Annotated in this window: 23 protein-coding genes; 22 read left to right on the forward strand and 1 reads right to left on the reverse strand. The window is 70.8% G+C overall.

Annotated features, from left to right (window positions below; translation table 11 throughout):
- The 7 genes from mltG to aroQ are packed head-to-tail and all read left to right on the forward strand — an operon-like array spanning position 1 to position 6,229.
- The gene (gene mltG / locus ACIGJI_RS01080) at positions 1 to 1,566 is read left to right on the forward strand and encodes an endolytic transglycosylase MltG (RefSeq protein ID WP_363443887.1); all 1,566 of its coding nucleotides are present in this window, start codon (positions 1 to 3) and stop codon (positions 1,564 to 1,566) included.
- Positions 1,567 to 1,571: 5 nt separating this feature from the next.
- The gene (locus tag ACIGJI_RS01085) at positions 1,572 to 2,396 is read left to right on the forward strand and encodes a shikimate dehydrogenase (RefSeq protein ID WP_363443890.1); all 825 of its coding nucleotides are present in this window, start codon (positions 1,572 to 1,574) and stop codon (positions 2,394 to 2,396) included.
- Positions 2,397 to 2,454: 58 nt separating this feature from the next.
- Positions 2,455 to 3,684: a chorismate synthase gene (aroC, locus tag ACIGJI_RS01090; RefSeq protein WP_363443893.1), complete on the forward strand. Its 1,230-nt coding sequence runs from the start codon at positions 2,455 to 2,457 to the stop codon at positions 3,682 to 3,684.
- On the forward strand, positions 3,668 to 4,186 hold the full coding sequence (locus ACIGJI_RS01095; RefSeq protein ID WP_259954503.1) for a shikimate kinase: 519 nt from the start codon (positions 3,668 to 3,670) through the stop codon (positions 4,184 to 4,186). The genes aroC and ACIGJI_RS01095 overlap by 17 nt, the downstream gene beginning before the upstream one ends.
- Positions 4,183 to 5,271 carry a 3-dehydroquinate synthase gene (aroB, locus tag ACIGJI_RS01100; RefSeq protein WP_101845666.1) on the forward strand — a complete coding sequence of 363 codons (1,089 nt, stop codon included), beginning with the start codon at positions 4,183 to 4,185 and terminating at the stop codon, positions 5,269 to 5,271. The genes ACIGJI_RS01095 and aroB overlap by 4 nt, the downstream gene beginning before the upstream one ends.
- Complete coding sequence (locus ACIGJI_RS01105; RefSeq protein ID WP_363443897.1) at positions 5,268 to 5,792, forward strand: GNAT family N-acetyltransferase; 525 nt, start codon at positions 5,268 to 5,270, stop codon at positions 5,790 to 5,792. The genes aroB and ACIGJI_RS01105 overlap by 4 nt, the downstream gene beginning before the upstream one ends.
- Positions 5,789 to 6,229 (forward strand): type II 3-dehydroquinate dehydratase, encoded by a 441-nt coding sequence (gene aroQ / locus ACIGJI_RS01110; protein WP_363443900.1) that lies wholly within the window; start codon positions 5,789 to 5,791, stop codon positions 6,227 to 6,229. The genes ACIGJI_RS01105 and aroQ overlap by 4 nt, the downstream gene beginning before the upstream one ends.
- Positions 6,230 to 6,239: 10 nt before the next feature.
- Here the strand turns inward: aroQ and ACIGJI_RS01115 are convergent, their stop codons facing one another.
- Entirely contained in the window at positions 6,240 to 6,578 is a 339-nt protein-coding gene (locus ACIGJI_RS01115) for a hypothetical protein (RefSeq protein WP_363443903.1), read from the reverse strand.
- Between the two features lie 177 nt (positions 6,579 to 6,755).
- Between ACIGJI_RS01115 and efp the strand changes: the two genes are divergently transcribed.
- The 15 genes from efp (at position 6,756) to ACIGJI_RS01190 (ending at position 25,633) form a co-directional block, all read left to right on the forward strand.
- Entirely contained in the window at positions 6,756 to 7,316 is a 561-nt protein-coding gene (gene efp, locus ACIGJI_RS01120; RefSeq protein ID WP_025103502.1) for an elongation factor P, read from the forward strand.
- Between the two features lie 3 nt (positions 7,317 to 7,319).
- A complete protein-coding gene (nusB, locus tag ACIGJI_RS01125; RefSeq protein WP_101845674.1) occupies positions 7,320 to 7,730 on the forward strand; it encodes a transcription antitermination factor NusB in 411 nt (136 codons plus the stop codon).
- Between the two features lie 43 nt (positions 7,731 to 7,773).
- Positions 7,774 to 10,734 (forward strand): SNF2-related protein, encoded by a 2,961-nt coding sequence (locus ACIGJI_RS01130; RefSeq protein ID WP_363443906.1) that lies wholly within the window; start codon positions 7,774 to 7,776, stop codon positions 10,732 to 10,734.
- A gap of 80 nt (positions 10,735 to 10,814) precedes the next feature.
- Positions 10,815 to 12,392 (forward strand): Rieske 2Fe-2S domain-containing protein, encoded by a 1,578-nt coding sequence (locus ACIGJI_RS01135; RefSeq protein ID WP_025103499.1) that lies wholly within the window; start codon positions 10,815 to 10,817, stop codon positions 12,390 to 12,392.
- A gap of 85 nt (positions 12,393 to 12,477) precedes the next feature.
- Positions 12,478 to 13,008, forward strand: a complete 531-nt coding sequence (pyrR, locus tag ACIGJI_RS01140) for a bifunctional pyr operon transcriptional regulator/uracil phosphoribosyltransferase PyrR (protein WP_259954496.1) — start codon at positions 12,478 to 12,480, stop codon at positions 13,006 to 13,008.
- A complete protein-coding gene (locus tag ACIGJI_RS01145; RefSeq protein ID WP_363443910.1) occupies positions 13,005 to 13,970 on the forward strand; it encodes an aspartate carbamoyltransferase catalytic subunit in 966 nt (321 codons plus the stop codon). The genes pyrR and ACIGJI_RS01145 overlap by 4 nt, the downstream gene beginning before the upstream one ends.
- Positions 13,967 to 15,271, forward strand: coding sequence for a dihydroorotase (locus tag ACIGJI_RS01150; protein WP_259954494.1), 1,305 nt, complete (start codon positions 13,967 to 13,969; stop codon positions 15,269 to 15,271). Before ACIGJI_RS01145 ends, ACIGJI_RS01150 begins: the two co-directional genes overlap by 4 nt.
- Complete coding sequence (locus tag ACIGJI_RS01155; protein WP_187661502.1) at positions 15,268 to 15,780, forward strand: hypothetical protein; 513 nt, start codon at positions 15,268 to 15,270, stop codon at positions 15,778 to 15,780. The genes ACIGJI_RS01150 and ACIGJI_RS01155 overlap by 4 nt, the downstream gene beginning before the upstream one ends.
- Entirely contained in the window at positions 15,777 to 16,979 is a 1,203-nt protein-coding gene (carA, locus tag ACIGJI_RS01160; protein WP_363443913.1) for a glutamine-hydrolyzing carbamoyl-phosphate synthase small subunit, read from the forward strand. The genes ACIGJI_RS01155 and carA overlap by 4 nt, the downstream gene beginning before the upstream one ends.
- Positions 16,979 to 20,266 carry a carbamoyl-phosphate synthase large subunit gene (gene carB / locus ACIGJI_RS01165; protein WP_187661500.1) on the forward strand — a complete coding sequence of 1,096 codons (3,288 nt, stop codon included), beginning with the start codon at positions 16,979 to 16,981 and terminating at the stop codon, positions 20,264 to 20,266. The genes carA and carB overlap by 1 nt, the downstream gene beginning before the upstream one ends.
- Positions 20,263 to 21,108 carry an orotidine-5'-phosphate decarboxylase gene (gene pyrF / locus ACIGJI_RS01170; RefSeq protein ID WP_268776304.1) on the forward strand — a complete coding sequence of 282 codons (846 nt, stop codon included), beginning with the start codon at positions 20,263 to 20,265 and terminating at the stop codon, positions 21,106 to 21,108. Before carB ends, pyrF begins: the two co-directional genes overlap by 4 nt.
- On the forward strand, positions 21,101 to 22,012 hold the full coding sequence (gene gmk / locus ACIGJI_RS01175) for a guanylate kinase (RefSeq protein ID WP_363443918.1): 912 nt from the start codon (positions 21,101 to 21,103) through the stop codon (positions 22,010 to 22,012). The genes pyrF and gmk overlap by 8 nt, the downstream gene beginning before the upstream one ends.
- A 109-nt stretch (positions 22,013 to 22,121) precedes the next feature.
- Positions 22,122 to 22,376, forward strand: coding sequence for a DNA-directed RNA polymerase subunit omega (gene rpoZ, locus ACIGJI_RS01180; RefSeq protein WP_025103490.1), 255 nt, complete (start codon positions 22,122 to 22,124; stop codon positions 22,374 to 22,376).
- Between the two features lie 88 nt (positions 22,377 to 22,464).
- Positions 22,465 to 23,658, forward strand: coding sequence for a methionine adenosyltransferase (metK, locus tag ACIGJI_RS01185; protein WP_363443921.1), 1,194 nt, complete (start codon positions 22,465 to 22,467; stop codon positions 23,656 to 23,658).
- Positions 23,659 to 23,674: 16 nt separating this feature from the next.
- Positions 23,675 to 25,633: a primosomal protein N' gene (locus ACIGJI_RS01190; protein WP_268776558.1), complete on the forward strand. Its 1,959-nt coding sequence runs from the start codon at positions 23,675 to 23,677 to the stop codon at positions 25,631 to 25,633.
- Position 25,634: the final 1 nt, after the last annotated feature.

Below are 25,634 nucleotides of genomic sequence, written 5' to 3' on the forward strand. Positions count from 1 at the left end.
ATGTCCGAACGCGAGAGCCGTGCGCCCGAGCACGAGCAGAGCACCCGGTTGGGGGATCTGTTCGAGAACCTCCCCGCTCCGTCCCCGCAGGTCCCGACCGCCGCGGATGACACGCCGGCACCCGGATCCCGCCGCGCGGCGAGGGAGGCCGCGGCCCGCGAGCAGGAGGCTCCGGCCGCCCCGGACGCGACGGCTGCGCCCGATGCCGACGTGCCGGCCCGCCCGGTCTCGGCGTCGGCGGCGACCACCGCGGATGCGGCCGTGACCGACCACCGGCCGCAGGCGAATGCCGCAAACGCCGAAGCGGTCGTGACCCGCGCGATGCCCGTCGCCGCGACGAGCGCGGACGAGGCCCCCGCCCCGGGCCCGCGCCGGTCGACCGGCACCGAAGACCCCGCACCGGCGCTGGGCGGAGGACTCGACGAGATCTTCGCCGCTCAGGACGACGGCCGCGATCACGGCGCTCCGACCAAGAAGAAGCGCCGCAAGGGCTGCCTCATCGCCCTGATCATCGTCCTGGTGATCCTCGGCGGCATCGCCGCCGGCGGAGTCTGGGTCGCCAACACCTTCGGCGACCGTATCGCCGACGCCATGGGGTGGGGCGAGCCGAAGGACTGGGAGCCCGGCGAGGCGACCGGTGAGGTACTCGTCACGATCAAGGAGGGCGATACCGGCGGCCCCGTGTCGACCGCGCTCTACGAGGCGGGCGTCACCAAGACCGAGGACGTCTTCTACGACTACCTCATCGACGAGAACATCGCGGTGACCTTCTATCCCGGCGTCTACCGTCTCCAGGAGAAGATGACCGCCGAGGACGCCCTCGCCGCTCTCCGCAACGAGGAGAACAAGCTGGAGAACTCGGCATCCGTCCCCGAGGGCGCCACCATCGAGTACTTCCTCCCGCAGGTGGCCGAGACGATGGGCATGCCACTCGAGGAGCTCCAAGCGGCTGTGAAGGATCCGTCGGTCTACGGAGTCGAAGCGGACAGCCTGGAGGGATGGCTCTTCCCGGCTGTCTACACGTTCGATCCGGAGACCACGGCAACGCAGGTCATCCAGCGGATGGTCGACCGGACACGCGAGTCGCTGGCAAAGGCCGGTGTTCCGTCCGGCGATGAGCAGCGCATCCTCACCATTGCCTCGATCATCCAGCGCGAAGGTCGCACCGACGACTTCCCCAAGGTCTCTCGCGTGATCGAGAACCGTCTCGCTCCTGGAAACAGCGAGACGAACGGGCTTCTGCAGATGGACTCGACGGCGCAGTACGGTGTCGGAGAGCTGCACGCCGGTGCCGCGGGTTCGTCTGAGAAGGCGCTCACGGACCCGAATCCGTGGAACACGTACATCCACCCGGGGCTGCCGAAGGGGCCGATCGCGACCGCGACCGATGCGGCGATCGACGCGGCGATGCACCCTGCCGACGGTCCTTGGTTCTACTTCGTCACGGTCAACCTCGATACGGGGGAGACGGTGTTCTCGGCGACGTACGCCGAGCAGCAGGAAGCCGAGAAGAAGCTGCACGCATGGTGCAAGGAGAACCCGGATTCCGGGTGCTACGCGGAGTGACGCGTGTGGCTGACGCGGTGAACCGGAGACGGCTGGCGGTCTGGGGCGACCCGATCGGGCACTCCCGTTCGCCGGAGCTGCACGCCGCAGCCTACGCGGTGCTCGGGCTGGACTGGGAGTACGGGCGCCGCCAGGTCGGCGCGGAGGGCTTCGCGGACGCGGTCGAGGCGCTCGACGACACCTGGCGCGGCCTGTCCCTGACGATGCCGCTCAAGGAAGAGGCCTACCGATACGCCGCCAGCCGGGATGCCCACGCGGAGCTGACCGGCGCGGTCAACACGCTCCTGCTCTCGGAGGCCCCGGCGGGATTCAACACCGACGTCGGCGGGATCGTCGATGCCCTCGGTGATGCCGGGATCCGCGAGATCGGGACGGCACGGATCCTGGGCGCCGGAGCGACGGCAGCCTCGGCCCTCGTCGCCCTCGCCGACCTCGGGGCGACGCGGGTCGAGGTCGCCGCCCGTCGGCCGGAGCGCGCCGCGGGGCTCGTCCGGATCGGGGAGCGACGCGGCGTCGTGGTCACCCCACGATCGCTCGACGAGGCGGACGGCGCCGTCGACCTCACGGTGGCGACGCTGCCCTCCGGTACAACGTTGCCGCCGGAGAGTGCCGCCCGCCTGGCCGAGACCGGCGGCACGCTGTTCGACGCCGCCTACGCGCCCTGGCCGTCCACCCTGGCGGCGGCATGGGGCGCGGCACCGGTGGTCTCCGGACTCGGGATGCTGCTGCATCAGGCGGTCCGGCAGATCCGGATCTTCCTACACGGCGACCCGGTCACGCCGCTGCCGGACGAGGATGCGGTCCTCGCCGCGATGCGCGCCACCCTCTGAGCGCCGCCCGACGAAACGCGGCACGGCGCGGGCGGAAACGCATGGGAGACTAGAGCACATGCTCCGCGTGCTCACGGCCGGCGAATCGCACGGCCCAGAACTCATCGCCGTCATGGAGGGTCTGCCCTCCGGCGTCCCGGTGTCGTCCGAGACCATCCAGGCCGACCTCGCCCGCCGCAAGCTCGGCTATGGACGCGGCTCCCGGATGAAGTTCGAACAGGATGAGCTCTCGATCTCCGGTGGCGTCAGGCACGGGAAGACGCTGGGCAGCCCCATCGCCCTGCGCATCGGCAACACCGAGTGGCCGAAGTGGATCGAGGTCATGAACCCGGAACCGGTGGAGCTCACCGATCGCTCGCGCGGTCGTGGCGCGCCGCTGACCCGGCCGCGTCCGGGCCACGCCGACCTCGTGGGCATGCAGAAGTACGACTTCGACGAGGCCCGTCCGATCCTCGAGCGCGCGAGCGCCCGGGAGACCGCGGCCCGCGTGGCGCTCGGTGCCGTCGCCCGCTCCTTCCTCGGTGAGCTCGGCATCCGGCTCGTCAGCCACACGCTCTCCATCGGGCCGGTGCGTGTGCCGGATGGCGCGGCGCTGCCGACCCCGGACGACGTGGACGCCCTGGACGCCGACCCGCTGCGGTGCTTCGACCCCGCGACCTCCGCACTGATGGTCGCGGAGGTGGACGACGCCAAGAAGGACGGCGACACGCTCGGCGGCATCGTCGAGGTCCTCGCCTACGGCCTGCCGCCGGGCCTCGGCTCCCACGTGCACTGGGACCGTCGCCTGGACGCCCGGCTGGCCCAGGCACTCATGAGCATCCAGGCGATCAAGGGCGTGGAGGTCGGCGACGGCTTCGAGACCACGCGCCGCCGCGGCTCCGCCGCCCACGACGAGCTCTTCGCCACCGCCGACGGTATCGCCCGCAGCACGGACCGCGCCGGCGGCACCGAGGGCGGCATGTCCACCGGGACGGTGCTGCGGGTGCGGGCCGGCATGAAGCCGATCGCGACCGTGCCCCACGCGCTGCGCACGATCGACATCGCGACCGGCGACGAGGCGACCGCGCACCACCAGCGTTCCGACGTCTGCGCCGTGCCCGCGGCGGGCGTCGTCGCGGAGGCCATGGTCGCCATCGAGCTGGCCCGCGCCGTGCTGGAGAAGTTCGGCGGCGACAGCATCCGCGAGACGCGCCGCAACCTGGAGGGATACCTCGACGGCATCCCCGCGGAGCTGCGCACGGCCCCCGCGTCCGAGGCGGCGCTCATCGCGCATGACGAACGAGGCTGAGCCGCTGACGCTGGTCCTCGTCGGACCGATGGCGGCAGGCAAGACCAGTGTCGGGCGACGGGTCGCGCGGCGTCTGGGGGTCGCCTTCATCGACACCGACAAGCGCATCGTCGCCGCGCACGGCCCGATCCCGGAGATCTTCGCCACGCACGGCGAGGCGCACTTCCGGGAGCTCGAGCGCGCGGCGGTCCGTGAGGCTATCGCCGAGGGCGGCGTGATCTCCCTCGGCGGCGGCGCGGTCACGGACCCGGAGACGCGCGCGCTGCTGCGTGCGCACCCCGTGGTCTTCCTCTCCGTGAGCGAGGCCGCGGTGGCCGATCGACTGCGTGGCGGGACGCGCCCGCTGCTGGCGGGCGAGGACCCGGTCGAGAAGTGGAAGCGCATCTTCGCGGAACGGCGAGGATGGTATGACGAGGTGGCGTCGACCACGTTCGACACCTCACGGCGTCCGATGCAGCGCATCGCGGACGAGATCGTGGCATGGAGGAGAGAACAGCGATGAGCACGACGACCATCAGCGTCACCGGGAACGACGCCTACGACATCACGATCGGACGGGGGATCCTCGACCAGGTGTCGGCGGCTCTCGCGCCGGGCGTCCGCAAGATCCTCGTCGTGCACCCGCCGACTCTCGCGGCCCGCGCCGCCGAACTCCGCGACCGACTCCTCGCCGACACCGCCGATGGCCCGCGCGAGGTGCTGCTCGCCGAGATCCCGGATGCCGAGCAGGGCAAGCGCATCGAGGTGGCCGCGTTCTGCTGGCAGGTCATGGGTCAGGCGGACTTCACGCGCACGGACGCCGTCGTCGGCTACGGCGGGGGAGCGGTGACCGACCTCGCCGGCTTCGTCGCGGCGACCTGGCTGCGCGGCATCCAGATCGTTCAGGTGCCCACCACCGTGCTCGGCCTCGTGGACGCCGCCGTGGGCGGAAAGACCGGGGTCAACACCGCGGAGGGCAAGAACCTCGTGGGCGCCTTCTGGGCACCGCGCGCGGTGATCGGCGACCTCGACGAGCTGGGCAGCCTGAGCCCCAACGAGGCCACTGCGGGGTTCGCGGAGGTCGTCAAGGCGGGCTTCATCTGGGCACCGGAGATCCTCGACATCATCGAGGCCGATCCCGCGCGCGCGGTCGACACCACGACGGAGGAGTTCCGGCGGTCCGTCGAACTCGCGATCGACATGAAGGCGCAGGTCGTCTCGGACGACTTCCGCGAGGCCGGACAGCGGGAGATCCTGAACTACGGCCACACCCTCGGCCACGCGATCGAGCACGCCGAGCGGTACCGCTGGCGGCACGGGGCGGCCATCTCGATCGGCATGCTGTATGCCGCGGAGCTGTCCCGGCTGGCGGGGCGCCTCTCGGACGCCGCGGCGGAGCGCCACCGCACGATCCTCGAGTCGCTGGGCCTGCCCACCTCGTACCGTGCCGGAGCCTGGCCGCAGCTGCTCGCCACGATGCAGCGCGACAAGAAGAGCCGCGGCGGCATGCTCCGCTTCATCCTGCTGGACGACATCGCCAAGCCCACCGTGCTCCAGGCGCCGGACGAGTCGCTGCTCTTCGCCGCGTATCAGGAGATCGGCGCATGAGCATCGCCGTCCGGCGCATCACGCCGGAGGACTGGCGGGAGGTGAAGGCGCTGCGGCTGCAGGCTCTCGCCGACCCGGCCGCGCCGATGGCCTTCCTCGATACCGTCGAACACGCCGCCGCACAGCCCGACCGCTTCTGGCAGGAGCGCGCGGCGAACGCCTCGGGTGACGCGGCCGCGGCGCAGTTCGTCGCGATCGCCGACGACGGCACCTGGACCGGGACGATGACGCTGCTCCCGCATCGCGAGCAGCATGACGCCGGCCTGGTCGTGGGGGTCTACGTGGCGGACGCGCACCGCGGTGCGGGCGTCATCGATGCGCTCCTCGACGCCGCGGCTGCCTGGGCACGCGATCGCGGCCTCCGTGCCCTCGTGCTCGAGGTCCATGTGGACAACGAGCGGGCGGAGGCGGTCTATCGTCGACTCGGCTTCGTCCGGACCGGCGAGATCGAGACCTCCGGCTTCGGTCGGGAGTGGGTCATGCGCCGCGAACTGGCCGACACGGGGAGCGTGCCCGCATGACCGCTCCGCGTCGGCTGCTGCTCGTCAACGGCCCCAACCTGAACCTCCTCGGCACTCGCGAACCCGAGGTGTACGGCACGGCGACCCTCGCCGACGTCGAGCGGATCACCGCCGAGGCCGCCGCGGCGTTCGGGTTCGAGGTACGGGCGCTGCAGAGCAACCACGAGGGCGTGCTCATCGACGCGATCCACGACGCGCGGTCGGACTGCGCGGGCATCGTCATCAACCCGGGCGGCCTCACCCATACGTCGGTGGCCCTGCGCGACGCACTCACCGGCGTCGCGTTGCCCTTCGCCGAGGTGCACATCTCCGACGTGTACGCCCGCGAGGAGTTCCGTCACCACTCGTACCTGCACGACGTCGCCGCGGTCCGTGTCGTCGGACACGGCGTCGACGGCTACCCGGAGGCCGTGCGGAAGCTCGTCGCGCACCTCTGACCAGGCGGGATCAGGGCAGGCCGACGAGCAGGACGCAGACGGTGATGCCCACGAGCGTCAGCAGAGCCATGGCGAGGAAGCAGCCGGCCAGCGCACGGAGCCGAGGACGCACAGGCGCCACGGCGAGGCGGATGACGACCATCGCCACCAGGCCCAGCACCAGGACGACCGCCGTGATGAGGCCGACCGTTCCCGCCGCCCCGCCGCTGCGGACGATCCCGATCAGGGGCACGAGGCTGACCGCGGTGAAGATCGCGGCGACGATCAGCCAGACCGCCCCGGACGACGTCCGCAGTGCCGGCTGATTCGCCATCCTGGTCGGGTCGCGGTCGCGGTCGTTCTCGCTCATGTCGATTCCTCCTGTCCCGCTCCAGGCTGCCCGGGGGCGGTCGTCGTCGTCACGGGGCTTCCCCTCGCACCCAGGAGCGTCTATCGTGCCCACGCGGCGGCTGGCGCCGGGCATCCCGTAGAATCGACTGTCGGCCGACCCCGGCCCCCACGGACTCAGGAACGGAACTCCTCGCACATGGCATCCACCGCAGACATCAAGAACGGCGTCGTCCTCAGCATCGACGGGCAGCTCTGGAGCGTCATCGAGTTCCAGCACGTCAAGCCCGGCAAGGGCGGCGCGTTCGTCCGCACGAAGCTGAAGAACGTCGTCTCGGGCAAGACCGTGGACCGCACGTACAACGCCGGTGCGAAGATCGACATCGAGAACGTCGACCGTCGCGACTACACCTACCTCTACACCGACGGTGACGGGTTCGTGTTCATGGACCAGACCGACTTCGACCAGATCACGCTGCCCGCGGCCACGGTCGGCGACGCGAAGAACTTCCTGCTCGAGAACCAGCAGGTCACCATCGCCCTCAACAACGGCAACCCCCTCTACATCGACCTCCCGGCGTCGGTCATCCTCGAGGTGACCTACACCGAGCCCGGCCTGCAGGGCGACCGCTCGTCCGCCGGCACCAAGCCCGCGACGCTCGAGACCGGCTACGAGATCCAGGTCCCGCTGTTCCTGGAGACCGGCACCAAGGTCAAGGTCGACACCCGCACGGGCGAGTACCTCGGCCGCGAGAAGTAAGGCGTGAGCGCCCGCACGAAGGCGCGCAAGCGCGCGCTCGACATCCTGTTCTCCGCCGACGTCCGCGGCGACGACGTCGCGGTGGCCCTCGCCGCCGAGGCGAAGCGTGCGGCGAACGAGCCCGCACGCGAGGCGTCGTGGCTGTACGCCCGGGAGATCGTCGACGGCATCATCGACCAGCGCGACGAGATCGATGAGCAGATCACGACGCACAGCCGTGACTGGAAGCTCGAGCGGATGCCCGCCGTCGACCGCGCCCTGCTGCGCATCGGCGCGTGGGAGATCCTCTACAACGACGAGGTGCCGACCGCGGTCGCGATCGACGAGGCGGTGGAGCTCGCGAAGGAGTTCTCCACCGATGAGTCGGGCGCGTTCGTGCACGGCGTGCTCGCCCGCGTCGCCCGCTCGGCCTGAACGCCGCAGCGGCGGTGTCGGCGGTGGCGGGCAGGATCGTCCCATGATCCGCCCGCCCGCCTCCGCCTCGGGTGCCCCGGAAGAGGGGGCGCGGGACTGGCGCGCGCTGTTCGAGGGCGGCGCCGCTCCGGCGGCGACGACCCCGCTGGCCCTCGGGTTCGAGCTGCGCGTCCGCGACGCCCGAGGAGCGAATCCGTGGGCGTCCCGGCCGCAGCGCACCGCGACTCCGCGTGATGTCGCGAAGGCGACCGGAGAGATCCTCCTCGGCATCCGTCCGCTGGAGCGGAGCGCGGCGACGGGATCCTGGGTGCTCGGCTCCGCCACCTGGGACGCGGTACGCCGCGCGCCGGACCAGTACGGTCGGGAACGGTCGCGGTGGTTCGCCGATCTGCTGAGCATCGCGCGGGACACGCTGCTCTCCGGCACGGCCGGGGACTGGCTCGTCGCCGACCTGATCGAGTCGCGGCTCCTCTGGGGGCACCTGCGGTCCGCGGCCGGCCTCGGCATCCCGCTCGTGGCGGCGCAGCGGTCGACGACGCTCGTCCTCGCGGATACCGCGGAGCTGACGGCGGCGGTGTCCCGCGGCGACGACGGCGGCCTCGTGGTCCGGCCGGTCGTGACGGTGGACGGGCGCGAGACGCCGCCTGGCAGCATCAGGCCCCTCGGGCGCTCCGGCGTGTACGAGGTCGCGCAGAGCGGGTCGCGCCTCCAGGTGACGCTCGCTGAGCTTCCGCTCGCAGGGCCGGCGCAGTCGCTGCTCCGGGCCCGGACGCTCGTCGTCCCCGCGGAGGAGGAGACGGCCTTCCTCCAGGATGCCTATCCGCTCCTCGCGCGTCGCCTCTCCGTCCGCGCGGTCGGCCGCGTCTCGCTGCCGGACCTCCCGCCACCCCGTGCCGTGCTGCGGGTGGCGTTCCGTCGCGGCGACACCGTGGAGTACGCCGTCGAGTGGGACTATCGGGGGTTCGGGCGGGTGCCGTTCACGCCGGGTCCGGAGGCCGTGCGCGATCCGGAGGCCGAGGCCGGGGTGACGGAGCGGATCCGGAACGTCTGGCAGGAGCACGGTGTCGCGTTCGCTCCCGCGGGGGCGTTCCACGACGTGGAGGCCGCGGAGTTCATGACCCGCGTCGTCCCCGCCGTGGAGGCGGAGGGCGTCGAGGTGGAGGTGTCGGGCCGCCGCAAGACGTATCGCGAGCTCGCCGGGGAGCCGGAGATCACGGTCTCGACCGTGGAGAGCACCGACCCGGACTGGTTCGACCTCGGTGTGATCGTCCGCATCGACGGTCGGAACATCCCGTTCGAGCCGCTCTTCACCGCCCTGAGCGCGGGGAGACGGAAGCTCCTGCTCGTCGACGGCAGCTACTTCTCCCTGAACCACCCGGCGCTCGACCGTCTGCGTGACCTGCTCGACGAGGCCGGAGACCTCGACGAGTGGGAGACGGGCCCACGGATCAGTCGTCATCAGACGGATCTGTGGGAGGAGTTCGAGGACCTGGCGGACGAAGCCCTTCCCGCGGTGAGCTGGCGTGCCACGGCCGAGGGACTGCGCAGCGCCACTGCGGTGCCGGCGGTGCCGATCCCGCCGGGGCTCACCGCACACCTTCGGCCGTATCAGAAGGAGGGCCTCGACTGGCTCGCGTTCCTCTGGACGCACCGCCTCGGCGGCATCCTCGCCGATGACATGGGGCTCGGGAAGACCGTCCAGCTGCTCGCGCTCATCCTGCATGCCAGGGCGGCGGGGGAGGAGCGCCCCTTCCTCGTCGTGGTCCCGACGTCCGTGCTGGCCACGTGGCGCACCGAAGCCGCGCGATTCGCTCCCGGCCTCCGCGTGGTCACCCGGGACTCCACGGCCGGACCGTCGGCGAGTGTCGCGGCTCGCGAGGCCGACGTCGTGCTGACGACCTACGCCGTCGCCCGGCTCGATGAAGAGGGGTTCGCAGGCGTCACCTGGGCCGGACTGATCCTCGACGAGGCCCAGTTCGTGAAGAATCCGGCGACGAAGCTGCACCGTGCCGTCGCCCGCTTCCCAGCCGAGGTCACCATTGCGGTCACGGGCACGCCGCTGGAGAACAGCCTGGAGGAGCTCTGGGCGCTGCTGAAGCTCACGGCGCCCGGCCTGTTCGCCTCGGCGCGGAAGTTCCGCGAGCACTACATCCAGCCGATTGAGCAGGGGAAGGTCCCGGAGAACGCTGAGGGCGGACCGTACCGGCAGCGCCGCCTCGCGCAGCTCCGACGGCGCATCCGTCCCCTCGTGCTCCGCCGCACCAAGGAGCTCGTCGCCCCCGATCTTCCGCCGAAGCAGGAGCAGGTGCTGGAGGTCGAGCTGAGCGCGGGGCATCGCGAGCTCTACGAGACAGTGCTGCAACGCGAGCGGCAGAAGGTGCTCGGCCTGCTGGAGGATCTCGACCGGAACCGCTTCATCGTGTTCCGGTCGCTGACGCTGCTGCGCATGCTGAGCCTCGCTCCGGCGCTGATCGACCCGGTCGATGCGCGCCTCGGCTCCCGCAAGCTCGACGAGCTCCTGGAACGGATCGTCGAGCTGCAGGCGGAGGGGCACCGCGCGCTCGTGTTCAGCCAGTTCACGTCCTTCCTCGACATGGCGGCCGCGCGTCTGGACGCCGCCGGCATCCCGTACGCGCACCTCGACGGCTCGACGCGGCATCGCGAGCGGGTGGTCACGGACTTCGCGGAGGGGGAGCAGCCCGTCTTCCTCATCAGCCTGAAGGCCGGCGGATTCGGACTCACCCTGACCGAGGCCGACTACGTCTTCCTCCTCGACCCGTGGTGGAACCCCGCCGCCGAGGCGCAGGCCGTCGACCGCACGCACCGCATCGGCCAGCGCAGCCAGGTGTTCGTCTACCGCATGATCGCGACCGGCACGATCGAGGAGAAGGTCCTCGCGCTGCAACGCCGCAAGGCGCGGCTGTTCACGGCCGTGCTCGACGACGATGCGCTCTTCGCCCAGGCGCTCACCGCCGACGACATCCGCGGTCTCTTCGACGACTAGACCGTTTTCCCCGGCCCGTCCCGCCGGGTGCTCAGGGAGCCGTCGGTACAATCGAACGGTTCATCTTCGAGAGGAATGCAATGCGGATCACGGGACTCGGCCACGCCGGCATGTTCATCGAGACGGTGGGCGGCAACATCATCTGCGACCCGGTGCTCGGCCCGTCCTTCTTCGGGTCCTGGTTCCCGTTCCCGGACAACCGCGCGCTCGACTGGGAGCGGTACGGACGGGAAGCCGACTTCCTCTACATCTCGCACCGGCACCGCGACCACTTCGACCCGGCGCTGCTGGAGCGGTACATCCGCAAGGACATCGAGGTGCTCCTGCCGGAGTACCCGATCGACGACCTGGAGCAGGACATCCGGGCGCTCGGCTACACGAACATCACCTACGCGCCCGCCGGCGAGATCATCGAGCGCGGGGCGCTCAAGATGATGATCACCCCGCTGCGCGCTCCGAGCGACGGCCCGATCGGCGATTCGTCGCTCAGCGTGGACGACGGCACGGGGTCGATGCTGAACCAGAACGACTCGCACCCGCTCGATCTCGACAAGCTGCTGCACTTCGGGAAGCCCGACGCCTACTTCACCCAGGTCTCCGGAGCGATCTGGTGGCCCATGGTCTACGACCTGCCGCTGGACGCCAAGCAGAACTTCGCCCGTCTCAAGCGCGAGGCGCAGAACAAGCGGGCGATGTACTACATCGAGAAGGTCGACGCGCCGCACGTCTTCCCGATGGCAGGGCCGCCCATGTTCCTCCGCGACGACCTCTTCGACTTCAACGGGATGGGCCGCAACGGCGAGTCCATCTTCACGGACCAGAAGCAGTTCATCGCGCACATGAAGGAGCTGGCGCCGAAGTACGACGGGCAGCTCTTCGTCCCCGGCACGCTCGTCACGATCGACGGCGGTGCGGTGACCACCGAGCAGACGCTCTACACCGAGGCCGAGCTCGCCCACATCTTCGACGAGAAGTGGGAGTACCTGGAGGAGCAGCGCGCGACCCGCCAGCAGGAGATCCGCGACGAGGAGGCGTCTCGCGCCGAGATCATCCCGCCCGACGAGATGCTGGCGGCGATCAAGGAGTGGTGGGAGCCGCTGCTGAAGAAGTCGCGCACCATCCGCCTCGGTGTCGGCGGGCACGTCCGCTTCCGCATCGGGGAGCTGGACATGGTGGTCGACTTCCCGCGCGCCAAGGTCCGCGAGTACGCGGGCGAGGAGTGCGTGTACTGGTACACGATCCCGGCCGACCTCGTGTCGACGAACATCCGCGACCACGAGATCGACTGGTCGAACTCGATCTTCCTGTCGATGCAGTTCTCGGTCGGGCGCAGCGGCAAGTTCAACGAGTTCCTCACCACCTTCCTCAAGTGCCTATCGGTCGACCGGATCGAGTACGTCGAGAACTGGTACCAGGAGCAGACCGACCAGACCGAGGATGCGGAGATCGGCGACTGGGTCGTCCAGCGCCGCTGCCCGCACCTTCGTGCCGACCTCACCAAGACGGGGAAGGTCGACGAGGACGGCATCCTGACGTGCAGCATGCACGACTGGAAGTGGGACCTGAAGACCGGACGCTGCCTCTCCACGAGCGGTCACCCGATCCGTTCCTCGAAAATCGACGACGTGACGGATCCCGTGCTCCGCGAGGCGAGCTGACCGGGCGGACCATCGCGGGTCCGATAGACTGGGGGGCACTAGCAACCTTTAACACCGTCCTGTGAGGCGGAGAAGGGAGCGGCTGATGAGTGTGCGCACTGTGCTGCACCAAGCCGACATCTCACGAGCGCTGACCCGGATCGCGCACGAGATCCTCGAGTCCAATCGCGGGGCCGACGGCCTCGTCCTGCTGGGCATCCCGACCCGCGGTGTCACGCTGGGTCACCGGCTCGCCGCCCTGATCAGCGAGATCGCCCAGGTCTCCGTCCCGGTCGGCTCCCTCGACGTGACGCTCTTCCGCGACGACCTCGCCAAGCACCCGACGCGGTCGCCGCAGCCGACGGAGATCCCCCCGGGCGGCATCGACGGGAAGACGGTCGTCCTCGTCGACGACGTCCTGTTCTCCGGCCGGAGCATCCGCGCCGCGCTCGACGCCCTGCAGTCGATCGGCCGTCCCGCCGTCGTGCGGCTCGCGATCCTCATCGACCGCGGACACCGCGAGCTGCCGATCCGACCCGACTTCGTGGGCAAGAACATCCCCTCCGCGCGCACCGAGCGCGTCAACGTGCGCCTGTTCGAGAACGACGGCGCCGAGGAGGTGACGATCGGCGAATGAGGCACCTCCTCGACACCCGCACGCTCGACAGAGCCACCGCCCTGCGCGTCCTCGACGTCGCCGAGGACATGGCTGACACGCAGTCCCGCGAGGTCAAGAAGCTCCCCACGCTCCGCGGCAAGACGGTCGTGAACCTCTTCTTCGAAGACTCCACGCGCACCCGCATCTCCTTCGAGGCCGCGGCGAAGCGCCTGTCCGCCGACGTCATCAACTTCGCGGCGAAGGGCTCCAGCGTCTCCAAGGGCGAGAGCCTGAAGGACACGGCGCAGACGCTCGAGGCCATCGGCGCCGACGCGGTCGTCGTGCGGCACCCCGGCTCCGGCGCCCCGCAGACCCTGGCCACGAGCGGCTGGATCTCCGCCGGGGTCGTGAACGCCGGCGACGGTACGCACGAGCATCCCACCCAGGCACTCCTCGACGCCTTCACCATCCGCAAGCGCCGGTTCGGAGCGGACAGCCGCGGACGCGATCTGTCCGGTCTCCGAGTGACGATCGTCGGCGACGTGCTGCACTCGCGGGTGGCGCGCTCCAACGTCTGGCTGCTCACGACGCTCGGCGCCGAGGTCACGCTCGTCTCGCCGCCGACCCTGGTTCCGCAGAACGTGTCCTTGTGGCCGGTCCGCGTGGTCTACGACCTGGACGAAGCCCTCGCGGAGGGGCCCGACGCCGTGATGATGCTGCGCATCCAGCTCGAGCGGATGAACGCGGCGTATTTCCCGACTGAGCGGGAGTATTCGCGCCGGTGGGGCCTGGACGCACGGCGCGTGGCGGCTCTGCCGGGCGGTAGCATTGTCCTGCACCCCGGACCCATGAACCGGGGACTGGAGATCTCCTCCGAAGCTGCCGATTCCCCCCGTTCGACGGTGCTGGAACAGGTGTCGAACGGGGTCTCCGTGCGCATGGCGGTGCTGTACCTGCTGCTGGCAGGGGAACGAGACGACGAACGAGGGGGAGACCTGTGAGCGAGACCCTCGTCATCACCGGGGCACAGCTGCTCGGCGCGACGAGCGCCGACATCATCATCGAGGACGGCGTGATCGCCGAGGTCGGGACGGGGCTCACCCGCACCGGCGCGCGCGTGATCGACGCCGCGGGCCTGGTCGCGCTGCCGGGTCTCGTCGATCTGCACACCCATCTGCGCGAACCCGGGTTCGAGGCCTCCGAGACGATCCTCACCGGCACCAGAGCGGCCGCCGCCGGCGGGTTCACCGCCGTGTTCGCGATGCCGAACACCTCCCCGGTCGCCGACACGGCGGGCGTGGTCGAGCAGGAGCTCGCCCTCGGCGAGGCGGCCGGCTACGCGACCGTGCAGCCGATCGGCGCCGTCACCGTGGGCCAGAAGGGCGAGCGCCTCGCGGAACTCGGCGCCATGGCCACCTCGCGTGCCCAGGTGCGGGTCTTCAGCGACGACGGCTTCTGCGTCTGGGACCCGCTGATCATGCGCCGGGCTCTGGAGTACGTGAAGTCCTTCGACGGCGTCATCGCCCAGCATGCGCAGGACCCGCGGCTCACCGAGGGCGCCCAGATGAACGAGGGCACCGTCTCGGCCGAGCTCGGGCTGGCCGGGTGGCCGGCGGTCGCCGAGGAATCGATCATCGCCCGTGACGTGCTCCTCGCCGAGCACGTCGGCTCGCGGCTGCACGTGTGTCATCTCTCGACGGCCGGCTCGGTCGACATCATCCGCTGGGCCAAGAAGCGAGGCGTCGACGTCACGGCGGAGGTCACGCCGCACCACCTGCTGCTCACCGACGAACTCGTCCGCGGCTACGACGCGCGGTTCAAGGTCAACCCGCCGCTGCGCCGCGAGGAGGACGTCCTCGCGGTTCGAGAGGGTCTCGCCGACGGCACGATCGACATCGTCGCGACCGACCACGCACCGCACCCCAGCGAGCACAAGGCATGCGAGTGGCAGGCCGCCGCGAACGGCATGGTCGGTCTGGAGAGCGCCCTGCGCGTCGTGCACCAGTCGATGGTGCAGACCGGTCTGCTCGGCTGGGCCGACGTCGCCCGTGTCATGAGCTCGACGCCCGCCCGCATCGGCCGGCTCTCCGGCCACGGCACGCCGCTCGCAGCCGGGCAGCCCGCGCACATCACGCTGTACGACCCCGCGGTCGACGGTGTGTTCACCGCCGCGGACCTGCACGGGCGCAGCGTGAACTCGCCCTACCTGGGCCGCGCACTGCCCGGGCGCGTGGAGTACACGGTGCACGGCGGCGTCCTCACGGTCGACGGCGGCACCGTCGTCGAGGAGCTCGGCGCATGAGCGCACGGGACCTCGCGGTCGCGATCATCATCGCCGTCGCGCTGCTCATCCTGCTGTCGATGCTGTTCGCCTGGCGACGACGAGTGCGGCGCGATGCCGCGTACACGGCCCCGCTCGGGGTGCCGGAGCACGCGGAGGTGACGCGCCGCGACGAGGTGCTCTACGTGTCCACCACTCGGCACGAGCAGCCCCTCGAGCGGCTCGCGATCACCCCGCTGGCGTTCCGTGCACGCGGCGAGCTGGCTGTGACCGACCGCGGCATCGCGCTGGCCCTGGACGGTGCCCCCACCGTCTTCCTCGCCGCCGACCGCCTGGTCTCCGTCGACCGCGCGACCGTCACCATCGATCGCGTCGTGGAGCCCGGCGGGCTCGTGCGCATCGCGTGGCACGTCGACGACGCGACCGTCGTCGACAGCTATGTGCGCCTCACCGGCGGCGACCTCCCGACCCTCATCTCCGACCTGCAGCGGCTCATCCCCGCCGCCCCTGACACAGGAGCCACGTCATGACCCTCTCGACTTCCTCCCCGCAGGCCTCCGCGGCCCGCCTCCCCGATCCCGCCGTCCTCGTGCTCGAGGACGGCACCCGACACCGCGGACGCGCCTACGGCGCGCGCGGACGCACCCTCGGCGAGGTCGTGTTCGCCACCGGCATGTCGGGATACCAGGAGACCATCACCGACCCGTCCTACGCCGGACAGATCGTCCTGCAGACGGCCCCGCACATCGGCAACACCGGCATGAACGACGAGGACACCGAGTCCCGCCGCATCTGGGTGGCCGGCTACATCGTGCGCGACCCCTCGCGCGTCGTCTCGAACTGGCGTGCGAACGCGTCCCTCGACGAGGTCCTCGTCGAGGACGGCATCGTCGGCATCAGTGGCATCGACACGCGTGCGGTCACCCGTCACATCCGCTCCGCCGGCTCCATGCGCGGCGGCATCTTCTCGGGTGCGGACGCGGAGCTCGACCCGGAGGAGCAGCTGCGCATCGTCCGCGAGGCTCCGGAGATGACCGGCCTCAACCTCTCTGCCCAGGTGTCCGTCGAGAACGCGACCGTGACCCCGGCGGTGGGGGAGCGCATCGGCAACCTCGCCGTGCTCGACCTGGGTGTGAAGCAGGCCACGATCGACAACCTCGCCGCCCGCGGCTTCGACGTGCACGTCCTCCCGCAGGACGTGAGCATCGACGAGATCCGGGCGATCGAGCCTGTCGCCGTCTTCTACTCGAACGGTCCCGGGGACCCCGCGGCGTCGGGCGACCACGTCGAACTGCTGCGCGCGGTCCTCGACGACGGGCTGCCCTTCTTCGGTATCTGCTTCGGCAACCAGCTCCTCGGCCGCGCCCTGGGTCTCGGCACGTACAAGCTGCCGTTCGGCCACCGCGGCATCAACCAGCCGGTGCTGGACAAGCAGACGGGCAAGGTGGAGATCACTGCGCACAACCACGGCTTCGCCGTCGAGGCGCCCCTGGAGGGCTCGTTCGACAGCCCGCACGGCTACGGCAAGGTCGAGGTCAGCCACGTCGGCCTCAACGACAACGTCGTGGAGGGCCTGCGCGCCCTCGACATCCCCGCCTTCTCGGTGCAGTACCACCCCGAGGCCGCGGCCGGACCGCACGACGCCAACTACCTCTTCGACCGCTTCCGCGACATGGTCATCGCGACCCTTCGACCCGCTCAGGGACCCACCCAGGGAGATGCAAAGTAATGCCCAAGCGCGACGACATCCACTCCGTCCTCGTCATCGGCTCCGGCCCGATCGTCATCGGCCAGGCCTGCGAGTTCGACTACTCCGGCACCCAGGCGTGCCGCGTCCTCCGCGAGGAGGGCGTCCGGGTCATCCTCGTCAACTCGAACCCGGCGACGATCATGACCGACCCCGACTTCGCCGACGCGACGTACATCGAGCCGATCACCCCCGCGGTGATCGAGACGATCATCGCGAAGGAGAAGCCCGACGCGATCCTGCCGACGCTCGGCGGTCAGACGGCGCTGAACGCCGCGATGGCGCTGCACGAGCAGGGCATCCTCGAGAAGTACGACGTCGAGCTCATCGGCGCGAAGGTGGACGCCATCAAGAAGGGCGAGGACCGTCAGGTCTTCAAGGAGCTCGTCCTCGAAGCGGGCGCGGACGTCGCCAAGAGCGTCATCGCGCACACCATGGACGACCTCCTCGCCGGTGCCGAGCAGCTCGGCTACCCGCTCGTGGTGCGCCCCTCCTTCACGATGGGTGGGCTGGGCTCCGGCTTCGCCTACGACGAGGAGGACCTGCGCCGTATCGGCGGTGCCGGCCTGCGCGACTCGCCGACGACCGAGGTGCTCCTGGAGGAGTCGATCCTCGGCTGGAAGGAGTACGAGCTCGAGCTCATGCGCGACACCGCCGACAACACGGTCGTCGTCTGCTCCATCGAGAACGTCGACCCGGTCGGCGTGCACACGGGCGACTCGATCACCGTGGCCCCGGCGCTGACCCTCACCGACCGCGAGTACCAGAAGCTCCGCGACATCGGCATCGACATCATCCGTGCGGTGGGCGTGGACACGGGTGGCTGCAACATCCAGTTCGCGGTCAACCCGGAGAACGGGCGCATCATCGTCATCGAGATGAACCCGCGCGTGTCCCGGTCGAGCGCCCTGGCGTCGAAGGCCACCGGCTTCCCGATCGCCAAGCTCGCGGCCAAGCTCGCCCTCGGGTACCGCCTCGACGAGATCCCGAACGACATCACCGGCGTGACCCCGGCGAGCTTCGAGCCGACGCTCGACTACGTCGTCGTCAAGGTCCCGCGCTTCGCGTTCGAGAAGTTCCCGGCCGCCGACGCCACGCTCACCACGACCATGAAGTCGGTCGGCGAGGCGATGGCGATCGGCCGCAACTACGCCACCGCACTGCAGAAGGCGCTGCGGTCGCTCGAGAAGCGGGGCTCCAGCTTCCACTGGGGCGAGGAGTCGCGCAGCGTCGAGGAACTGCTCGAGATCGCGAAGACGCCGACCGACGGCCGGATCGTCACCCTGCAGCAGGCGCTGCGCAAGGGCGCGACCATCGAGCAGGCGTTCGAGGCCACGGCCATCGACCCCTGGTTCCTCGACCAGATCGTCCTCATCAACGAGGTCGCCGAGGTCGTGCGCACCGCCGGCGAGCTGGACGACGCGACGCTGCGCTACGCCAAGGAGCACGGCTTCTCCGACGCGCAGATCGCCCAGCTCCGCGGCGAGAGCGAGGCCGAGATCCGCGGCGTGCGCCACGGCCTGGGAATCCGCCCCGTCTACAAGACGGTCGACACCTGCGCGGGGGAGTTCCCCGCGCTGACGCCGTACCACTACTCGAGCTACGACGCCGAGACCGAGGTCGCGCCGTCGGACCGCACCAAGGTCGTCATCATCGGCTCCGGCCCGAACCGCATCGGTCAGGGCGTCGAGTTCGACTACTCCTGCGTGCACGCCTCGTTCGCGCTGTCGGACGCGGGCTTCGAGACCGTGATGATCAACTGCAACCCGGAGACCGTGTCGACCGACTACGACACGTCCGACCGGCTGTACTTCGAGCCGCTGACGCTCGAGGATGTCCTGGAGGTCCTGGACGCGGAGGCGGCGAGCGGCACCATCCTCGGCGTCGTCTGCCAGCTCGGTGGCCAGACCCCGCTCGGGCTCGCGAAGGGCATCGAGGCGGCCGGCTACACGGTCCTGGGGACGAGCCCGGAGGCCATCGACCTGGCCGAGGAGCGCGAGCTGTTCTCGCGACTGCTCGACGAGGCCGGGCTGCTGGCGCCGCGCAACGGCACGGCGATCGACGTGGAGGGCGCGGTGCGCATCGCCGAGGAGATCGGCTACCCCGTGCTCGTGCGCCCGAGCTTCGTGCTCGGCGGTCGCGGCATGGAGATCGTCTACGGCACCGATGCGCTGCGCGACTACTTCGTGCGGACGGCCGGCGAGGTCGTGATCGAGGAGGGCAAGCCGCTCCTGGTCGACCGGTTCCTCGACGACGCGATCGAGCTCGATGTGGACGCCCTGTACGACGGCACCGACCTCTTCATCGGCGGCGTCATGGAGCACCTGGAGGAAGCCGGCATCCACTCCGGCGACTCGAGCTGCACGCTGCCGCCGGTCTCGCTCGGTCGCAGCGACGTGGACCGCGTCCGCGAGGCCACCCTCGCCATCGCACAGGGCGTCGGCGTGCGCGGTCTGCTGAACGTGCAGTTCGCGATCAGCGCCGGCGTGCTCTACGTCATCGAGGCGAATCCCCGGGCGAGCCGCACGGTACCGTTCGTCTCGAAGGCGCTGGGCATCCCGATGGCGAAGGCCGCCAGCCGCATCATGGCCGGCTCGACGATCGCCGAGCTCCGCGCCGAGGGGATGCTGCCCGAACAGGACGGCTCGCGCGTCCCGCTGGACGCCCCGGTCTCGGTCAAGGAGGCCGTGCTGCCCTTCAAGCGGTTCCGCACCGCCGACGGCAAGACCGTCGACTCGGTCCTCGGCCCGGAGATGCGCTCGACCGGCGAGGTCATGGGCATCGACCGGGACTTCCCGACCGCGTTCGCGAAGTCCCAGGCCGCGGCCTACGGCGGCATGCCGACGTCGGGAACCGTGTTCATCTCGGTCGCCGACTCCGACAAGCGTGCGGTGATCCTCCCGGCGCACCGCCTCCAGCAGCTCGGCTTCACGATCGTGGCGACCGAGGGCACGGCGGAGATCCTGTCGCGCAACGGCATCGCCGTCACGGTGGTCGAGAAGTACAGCGAGACGCAGGAGTCCGGAGCCCGGAACATCGTCGACCTCATCAACGACGGGGAGATCGACATCGTCGTGAACACCCCGTCGGGTGGTGCCGCTCGCGCGGACGGCTACGAGATCCGCGCCGCCGCGGTGGCCGCGGACAAGGCGCTCTTCACGACCATCGCCGTGCTCGGTGCGGCCGTGAGCGGGATGGACGCCGCGCACGAGGGCTTCCAGGTCAAGAGCCTGCAGGAGTACGCGCAGGACCGGATGGCCGCGGTATGACGGAACGCTTCGGCGAGCGGGCCCGCGTCGCCCTGGAGGCGCACGGCCCGCTCTGTGTCGGCATCGACCCCCACGCCGCTCTGCTGGCGGCGTGGGGGCTGACCGCCGATGCTGCCGGAGTCCGGGAGTTCGGGCTCCGTACCGTCGAGGCGGCCGCCGGTCGCGCCGGTCTCGTGAAGCCGCAGGTGTCGTTCTTCGAGCGGTACGGCGCGGCCGGGTTCGCGGCCCTCGAGGAGGTGCTGGCGGCCGCGCGCGCGGCCGGACTGCTGGTGATCGCCGACGCCAAGCGCGGCGACATCGGGTCGACGATGGCGGATTACGCTCAGGCCTGGCTCCCCGCGGGCGCGCCGCTGGAGGCGGATGCCCTGACGGTGAACCCGTACCTCGGCGTCGGTGCGCTGGAGGGTGCGTTCGCCCTCGCGGAGGAGCACGGCAAGGGGCTCTTCGTCCTCGCCGCGACCAGCAACCCCGAGGCGACCGTGCTGCAGCGCGCGACGACCGCGGACGGCGAGACCGTGTCCGCGGCCGTGATCGCCGAGGTGTCGCGCCGGAACGCCACCGGGACGCCCGAGGGGGAGTGGGGGAGCTTCGGCTTCGTCATCGGTGCCACAGTGGACGCGGTGGAAGCGGGGCTGACTCCGTTCGCGCCCGTCGCCCCGATCCTCGCCCCCGGCTTCGGCGCACAGGGCGCCACTCCCGTGGATCTCGTCCGCCGCTTCGGCTCCCAGGCCGGCTCGGTGATCGCGAGCGAGAGCCGCAGCCTCCTCTCCGCGGGCCCGGCGGCCCTCGCCGAGACGATCGCCGACCGTGCCGCCCAGTATCGAGAGGTCAGCCGTGGCTGAGGAACGCCGCACCGTCCCCGAGGTCGACAGGGCCGCCGCCGCACGTCGAGCGGTCGAGCGACGGCGCGCCAGGGCCTCGCTCAAGCGCGACCTCACCATGCGCGTCGTCACCCCGCAGGCCGTGCTGCATCGCGCGACGGAGGACCCCGACTCGGTCGAGGGCTCCATGCGCATCACCGACTTCCTCCTCGCCCTTCCCGCAATCGGCGCGGGCAAGCGCGACCGGGTGCTGGAGCAGCTCCACATCTCGCCGGTCAAGCGCCTCGGCGGACTCGGCGCCCGTCAACGCCGAGTGCTGGAGGAGTGGCTCGACGAGCGCTTCCCCGTTCCGACCCCCCGTGGGGCACGCAGCCGGCTCCTCGTCCTCGCCGGCCCTACGGCGGTGGGCAAGGGGACCGTCGCCGCGCACATCCGCGAGAACAACCCGGAGATCCACCTGTCCGTCTCGGCGACCACCCGGCCGCCGCGCCCGGGCGAGATCGACGGTGTGCACTACTACTTCGTGGATGACGCCGAGTTCGACCGCCTGGTCGCCGACGGCGAGCTGCTGGAGTATGCGGTGGTCCACAACCGCTCGCGCTACGGCACGCCGCGCGCCCCGATCGACGCTGCACTGGCGGAGGGGAAGACCGTCCTGCTGGAGATCGACCTGCAGGGCGCGCGCCAGGTGCGCGATGCGGAGCCGTCCGCGACGCTGATCTTCCTCGTGCCGCCGAGCTGGGACGAGCTGGTGCACAGGCTGGTTGGCCGCGGCACCGAGGACGCCGAGGAACGGGCCCGGCGGCTGCGCACCGCGAAGGTCGAGCTGGCGGCGCAGAACGAGTTCGACCACCTCATCGTGAACGAGGACGTCGCCACCGCCGCCCGCGAGGTCGTAGACTTGTCTACAAGCTCTGCGCGCTGACCTGATTCCAGGGTCGAGCACCACGCCGGTCCCTGAGCTCGTCGAAGGGTCGCGCGCCCGCAGCATCGTCTTCGCGGCGAATCCCGTCGCCTGATCAGGAGGTCCACCCATGGCCGGACGCAACAACGGCATCATCGATCCCCCCATCGACAACCTGCTGGAGCGCGTCGACTCCAAGTACGAGCTCGTCATCTACGCCGCCAAGCGCGCCCGTCAGATCAACGACTACTACTCCGACCTGCACGAGGGCAACCTCTTCGACAACGTGGGCCCGCTCGTCGACTCCTCGGTCGAGGACAAGCCGCTCACCATCGCCCTGCACGAGATCAACGAGGACAAGCTCCGCCTGCGTCACGCGGAGTGACTCGACGACCGCGCCGCCGCGACGTCGGTGGCGCGGTCCAGAATGGGTGCCACACCCTCCCACCGTCCGTCCCCGTTCTGGAGCATCGATGAGCGCGCTGCGTCTGTTCACGTCCGAGTCCGTCACCGAAGGGCATCCGGACAAGATCTGCGACCAGATCTCGGACAGCATCCTCGACGGACTGCTCGCGAAGGACCCGGGCTCCCGGGTCGCGGTCGAGACGCTCGTCACGACCGGCCTCGTCCACGTGGCGGGGGAGATCCGCACGGACGCCTACGTCGACATCCCGACGATCGTCCGCCAGGTCGTGAACGGCATCGGCTACATGTCCTCCGACACCGGCTTCGACGGCGACTCGTGCGGCGTCAGCGTCTCGGTGGGGGAGCAGTCCACCGACATCGCCCACGGTGTCGACAACGCCCAGGAGCACCGCGACGGTTCGTCCGTGGATCCGCTCGACGGTCTCGGCGCCGGGGACCAGGGCATCATGTTCGGGTTCGCCACCAACGAGACCCCGCAGCTCATGCCGATGGCCGCGTGGACCGCCCACCGCATCGCCGAACGGCTGACGGAGGTGCGCCGCAGCGGGCTGCTGCCCTTCCTGCGCCCCGACGGCAAGACACAGGTCACCCTCGGCTATGACGGCTTCACCCCGAAGACCGTCGACGCCGTCGTGCTGTCCACGCAGCACAACCCGGACATCGCCCAGGACGACCTGAAGGCGCAGATCCGCGAGCACGTCATCGATCCGGTCCTCGCCACGACCGGCCTCGACCTCCACGACGTCACCTACTACATCAACCCCGCGGGGCCCTTCGTCACGGGCGGCCCGAAAGGGGATGCCGGGCTCACCGGACGCAAGATCATCATCGACACCTACGGGGGAGCCGCACGGCACGGGGGCGGTGCCTTCAGCGGCAAGGACCCGTCGAAGGTCGACCGCTCGGGTGCGTACGCGACCCGCTGGGTCGCCAAGAACGCGGTCGCTGCGGGCCTCGCCGACCGCCTCGAGGTGCAGGTCGCCTACGCGATCGGTGTCGCGCGCCCCGTCGGCCTGTACGTGGAGACCTTCGGCACGGGGCGCGTGTCCGACGAGGTCATCACGCGGGCCATCGACGAGGTGTTCGATCTGCGGCCGCAGGCCATCATCGAGCAGCTCGACCTGCTGCGGCCGATCTACGCCCAGACGGCGGCCTACGGGCACTTCGGTCGGGAGCTGCCGGACTTCACGTGGGAGCGGACGGACCGGGCCGAGGAGCTGCGGCGCGCTGCCGGGCTCTGACGAGGCCGCGGTGCTGATCTCTCCGGAGAGCCGGCGCATCGCCCGGGTGCTCCTGGAATCCCCGCTGCCGCAGCTCGACCGCCTGTTCGACTACGCCCTTCCTCCCGAGCTCGGTGACGTCGAGCCCGGGGTCCGGGTGCGTGTCCCCCTGCGGACCGCCGGCCGCGTGGTCGACGGGTTCGTGGTGGAACTGGACGTGGAGGACGACGCCGATCGGCCGCTCTCCGAGGTCGAGAGCATCGTGTCGAGCGTCCCCGTGCTGCCGGATCGTCTGTACCGACTGGCTCGGCGGGTCGCCGATCGCGCGGCGGGGTCGGCGTCCGACGTGCTGCGGCTGGTCATCCCGAAGCGGCAGGTGCGCGTCGAGAAGGCCTGGACCGCCGATTCTCCGATCCCGCAGCCGGAGCCCGAGGCCCGAGACGCGGCTGCGTCCGTCGTCGGGCTGTACGACGGGCTGCAGGCGGTGCTCGACGAGAGCGGTCGTGCGGCGGTCGAGGCCATCCCGCAGCTGACCGACGACACACCGGGCTGGGCACGGATGCTCGCCGCCGCCGCTGCGACGACGCTCGCGGCCGGGAAGTCGAGCATCCTCGTGGTCCCGGACCACCGCGACCTCGATCGGCTTCTGGCGGCCCTCGACGGGTTCGTCCCCCCGGAGGCGATCGCGCGGCATGACTCCCGACAGACCAACCCGGACCGCTACCGCTCCTTCCTCCGCACGCTCGAGGACGCGCCCTGCATCGTCGTCGGGAACAGGTCCGCGGTGTACGCCCCCGTCGTCGCCGGTCTCGTGGTGGTGTGGGACGACGGCGACAGCCTGCTGGGCGAGCCGCTCGCTCCCTACGTCCACGCCCGGGATGCGGCGCTGCTGCGGCAGGAGGCGGAGGGATCGGCACTGCTCTTCGCCGGTCATACGCGGACGACCGAGGTGGAGCGGCTCGTGGCGCGCGGCTGGCTGCAGGACATCCGCGCGGCCCGGCGCGTGCTGCCGCGTGTGGTGCTCAGCACGCCCCAGGAGATGGAGCAGCCGACGCCGCAGCGCATGCCGTCGTCGGCCTTCCTCGCCGCCCGGAACGCGGCCGCGGAGGGACCCGTGCTCATCCAGGTCTCGCGGCCCGGCTTCGCGCCGTCCCTCGTCTGCGCCGACTGCCGAGCCCCCGCCCGATGCCCGCACTGCGGCGGCCCCCTCGGCGCCCGCCATCGCGGCGCGGTCCCGGTATGCGGGTGGTGCGGGCGCGGTGCCAGGGCATGGACGTGCCCGGCGTGTTCCTCGACCCGTCTCCGGCTCGCCTCGTCGGGAAGCGAACGGACCGCCGATGAGCTGGGCCGCGCGTTCCCCGGCGTCCGCGTCATCGTCGCGGACGGCAGCCACCCCGTCGAGCGCGTCGACGCGCGTCCGGCGCTGGTGGTGGCCACCCGCGGCGCCGAGCCGCTCGCGGAGGGCGGCTACCGTGCCGTCGTCCTGCTCGACGGGCCGCGCATGCTGCAGGCGCCGGATCTGCGCATCGGCGAAGCCTGCCTGCGGTGGTGGTCGAACGCGGCCGCTCTGGCCGCTCCCGGCGCTCCCGTCCACCTCGTCGGTGTGGACGGCGCCGTCGCCAAGGCCCTGGCGACCTGGAACCACGCTGCCTACGCGCGCACCGAGCTGGAGCAGCGAGCGCCGCTGCACATGCCGCCGACCGCCCGCGTCGCGCTCGTGGAGGGATCCGCCGCCGCGGTCGCCCGTGCTCTGGAGGCGCTCTCCGAGCTCTCGCTGCCCGGGGACGCGGTCCTCGGTCCCGTCCCCGTCGAATCGGACGACGTCCCCCCGCGGGTCCGGGCTCTCGTACGCTTCGACTACGGCGCGGGAAGCCGCGTCGCGACCACCCTCCGTGCGGCCGTCGTGGCCGAGGCGGTGAGCGGTCGCCGCGGTCGGACCAAGGCCGCCCGCAGCACGCTCTCGGTCCGCCTCGATATCCTCGATCCAGAACTCTGAC

Source organism: Microbacterium sp. NPDC064978 (genome assembly GCF_044543605.1).
GTDB lineage: Bacteria > Actinomycetota > Actinomycetes > Actinomycetales > Microbacteriaceae > Microbacterium > Microbacterium meiriae.

Bases quoted from the DNA above. Each gene is read 5' to 3' on its own strand.
- mltG (WP_363443887.1), top strand. From the start codon at position 1: ATGTCCGAACGCGAGAGCCGTGCGCCCGAGCACGAGCAGAGCACCCGG.
- aroC (WP_363443893.1), top strand. From the start codon at position 2,455: ATGCTCCGCGTGCTCACGGCCGGCGAATCGCACGGCCCAGAACTCATC.
- ACIGJI_RS01095 (WP_259954503.1), top strand. From the start codon at position 3,668: ATGACGAACGAGGCTGAGCCGCTGACGCTGGTCCTCGTCGGACCGATG.
- aroB (WP_101845666.1), top strand. From the start codon at position 4,183: ATGAGCACGACGACCATCAGCGTCACCGGGAACGACGCCTACGACATC.
- ACIGJI_RS01105 (WP_363443897.1), top strand. From the start codon at position 5,268: ATGAGCATCGCCGTCCGGCGCATCACGCCGGAGGACTGGCGGGAGGTG.
- aroQ (WP_363443900.1), top strand. From the start codon at position 5,789: ATGACCGCTCCGCGTCGGCTGCTGCTCGTCAACGGCCCCAACCTGAAC.
- ACIGJI_RS01115 (WP_363443903.1), bottom strand. From the start codon at position 6,578: ATGAGCGAGAACGACCGCGACCGCGACCCGACCAGGATGGCGAATCAG.
- efp (WP_025103502.1), top strand. From the start codon at position 6,756: ATGGCATCCACCGCAGACATCAAGAACGGCGTCGTCCTCAGCATCGAC.
- ACIGJI_RS01130 (WP_363443906.1), top strand. From the start codon at position 7,774: ATGATCCGCCCGCCCGCCTCCGCCTCGGGTGCCCCGGAAGAGGGGGCG.
- ACIGJI_RS01135 (WP_025103499.1), top strand. From the start codon at position 10,815: ATGCGGATCACGGGACTCGGCCACGCCGGCATGTTCATCGAGACGGTG.
- pyrR (WP_259954496.1), top strand. From the start codon at position 12,478: ATGAGTGTGCGCACTGTGCTGCACCAAGCCGACATCTCACGAGCGCTG.
- ACIGJI_RS01145 (WP_363443910.1), top strand. From the start codon at position 13,005: ATGAGGCACCTCCTCGACACCCGCACGCTCGACAGAGCCACCGCCCTG.
- ACIGJI_RS01155 (WP_187661502.1), top strand. From the start codon at position 15,268: ATGAGCGCACGGGACCTCGCGGTCGCGATCATCATCGCCGTCGCGCTG.
- carA (WP_363443913.1), top strand. From the start codon at position 15,777: ATGACCCTCTCGACTTCCTCCCCGCAGGCCTCCGCGGCCCGCCTCCCC.
- carB (WP_187661500.1), top strand. From the start codon at position 16,979: ATGCCCAAGCGCGACGACATCCACTCCGTCCTCGTCATCGGCTCCGGC.
- pyrF (WP_268776304.1), top strand. From the start codon at position 20,263: ATGACGGAACGCTTCGGCGAGCGGGCCCGCGTCGCCCTGGAGGCGCAC.
- rpoZ (WP_025103490.1), top strand. From the start codon at position 22,122: ATGGCCGGACGCAACAACGGCATCATCGATCCCCCCATCGACAACCTG.
- metK (WP_363443921.1), top strand. From the start codon at position 22,465: ATGAGCGCGCTGCGTCTGTTCACGTCCGAGTCCGTCACCGAAGGGCAT.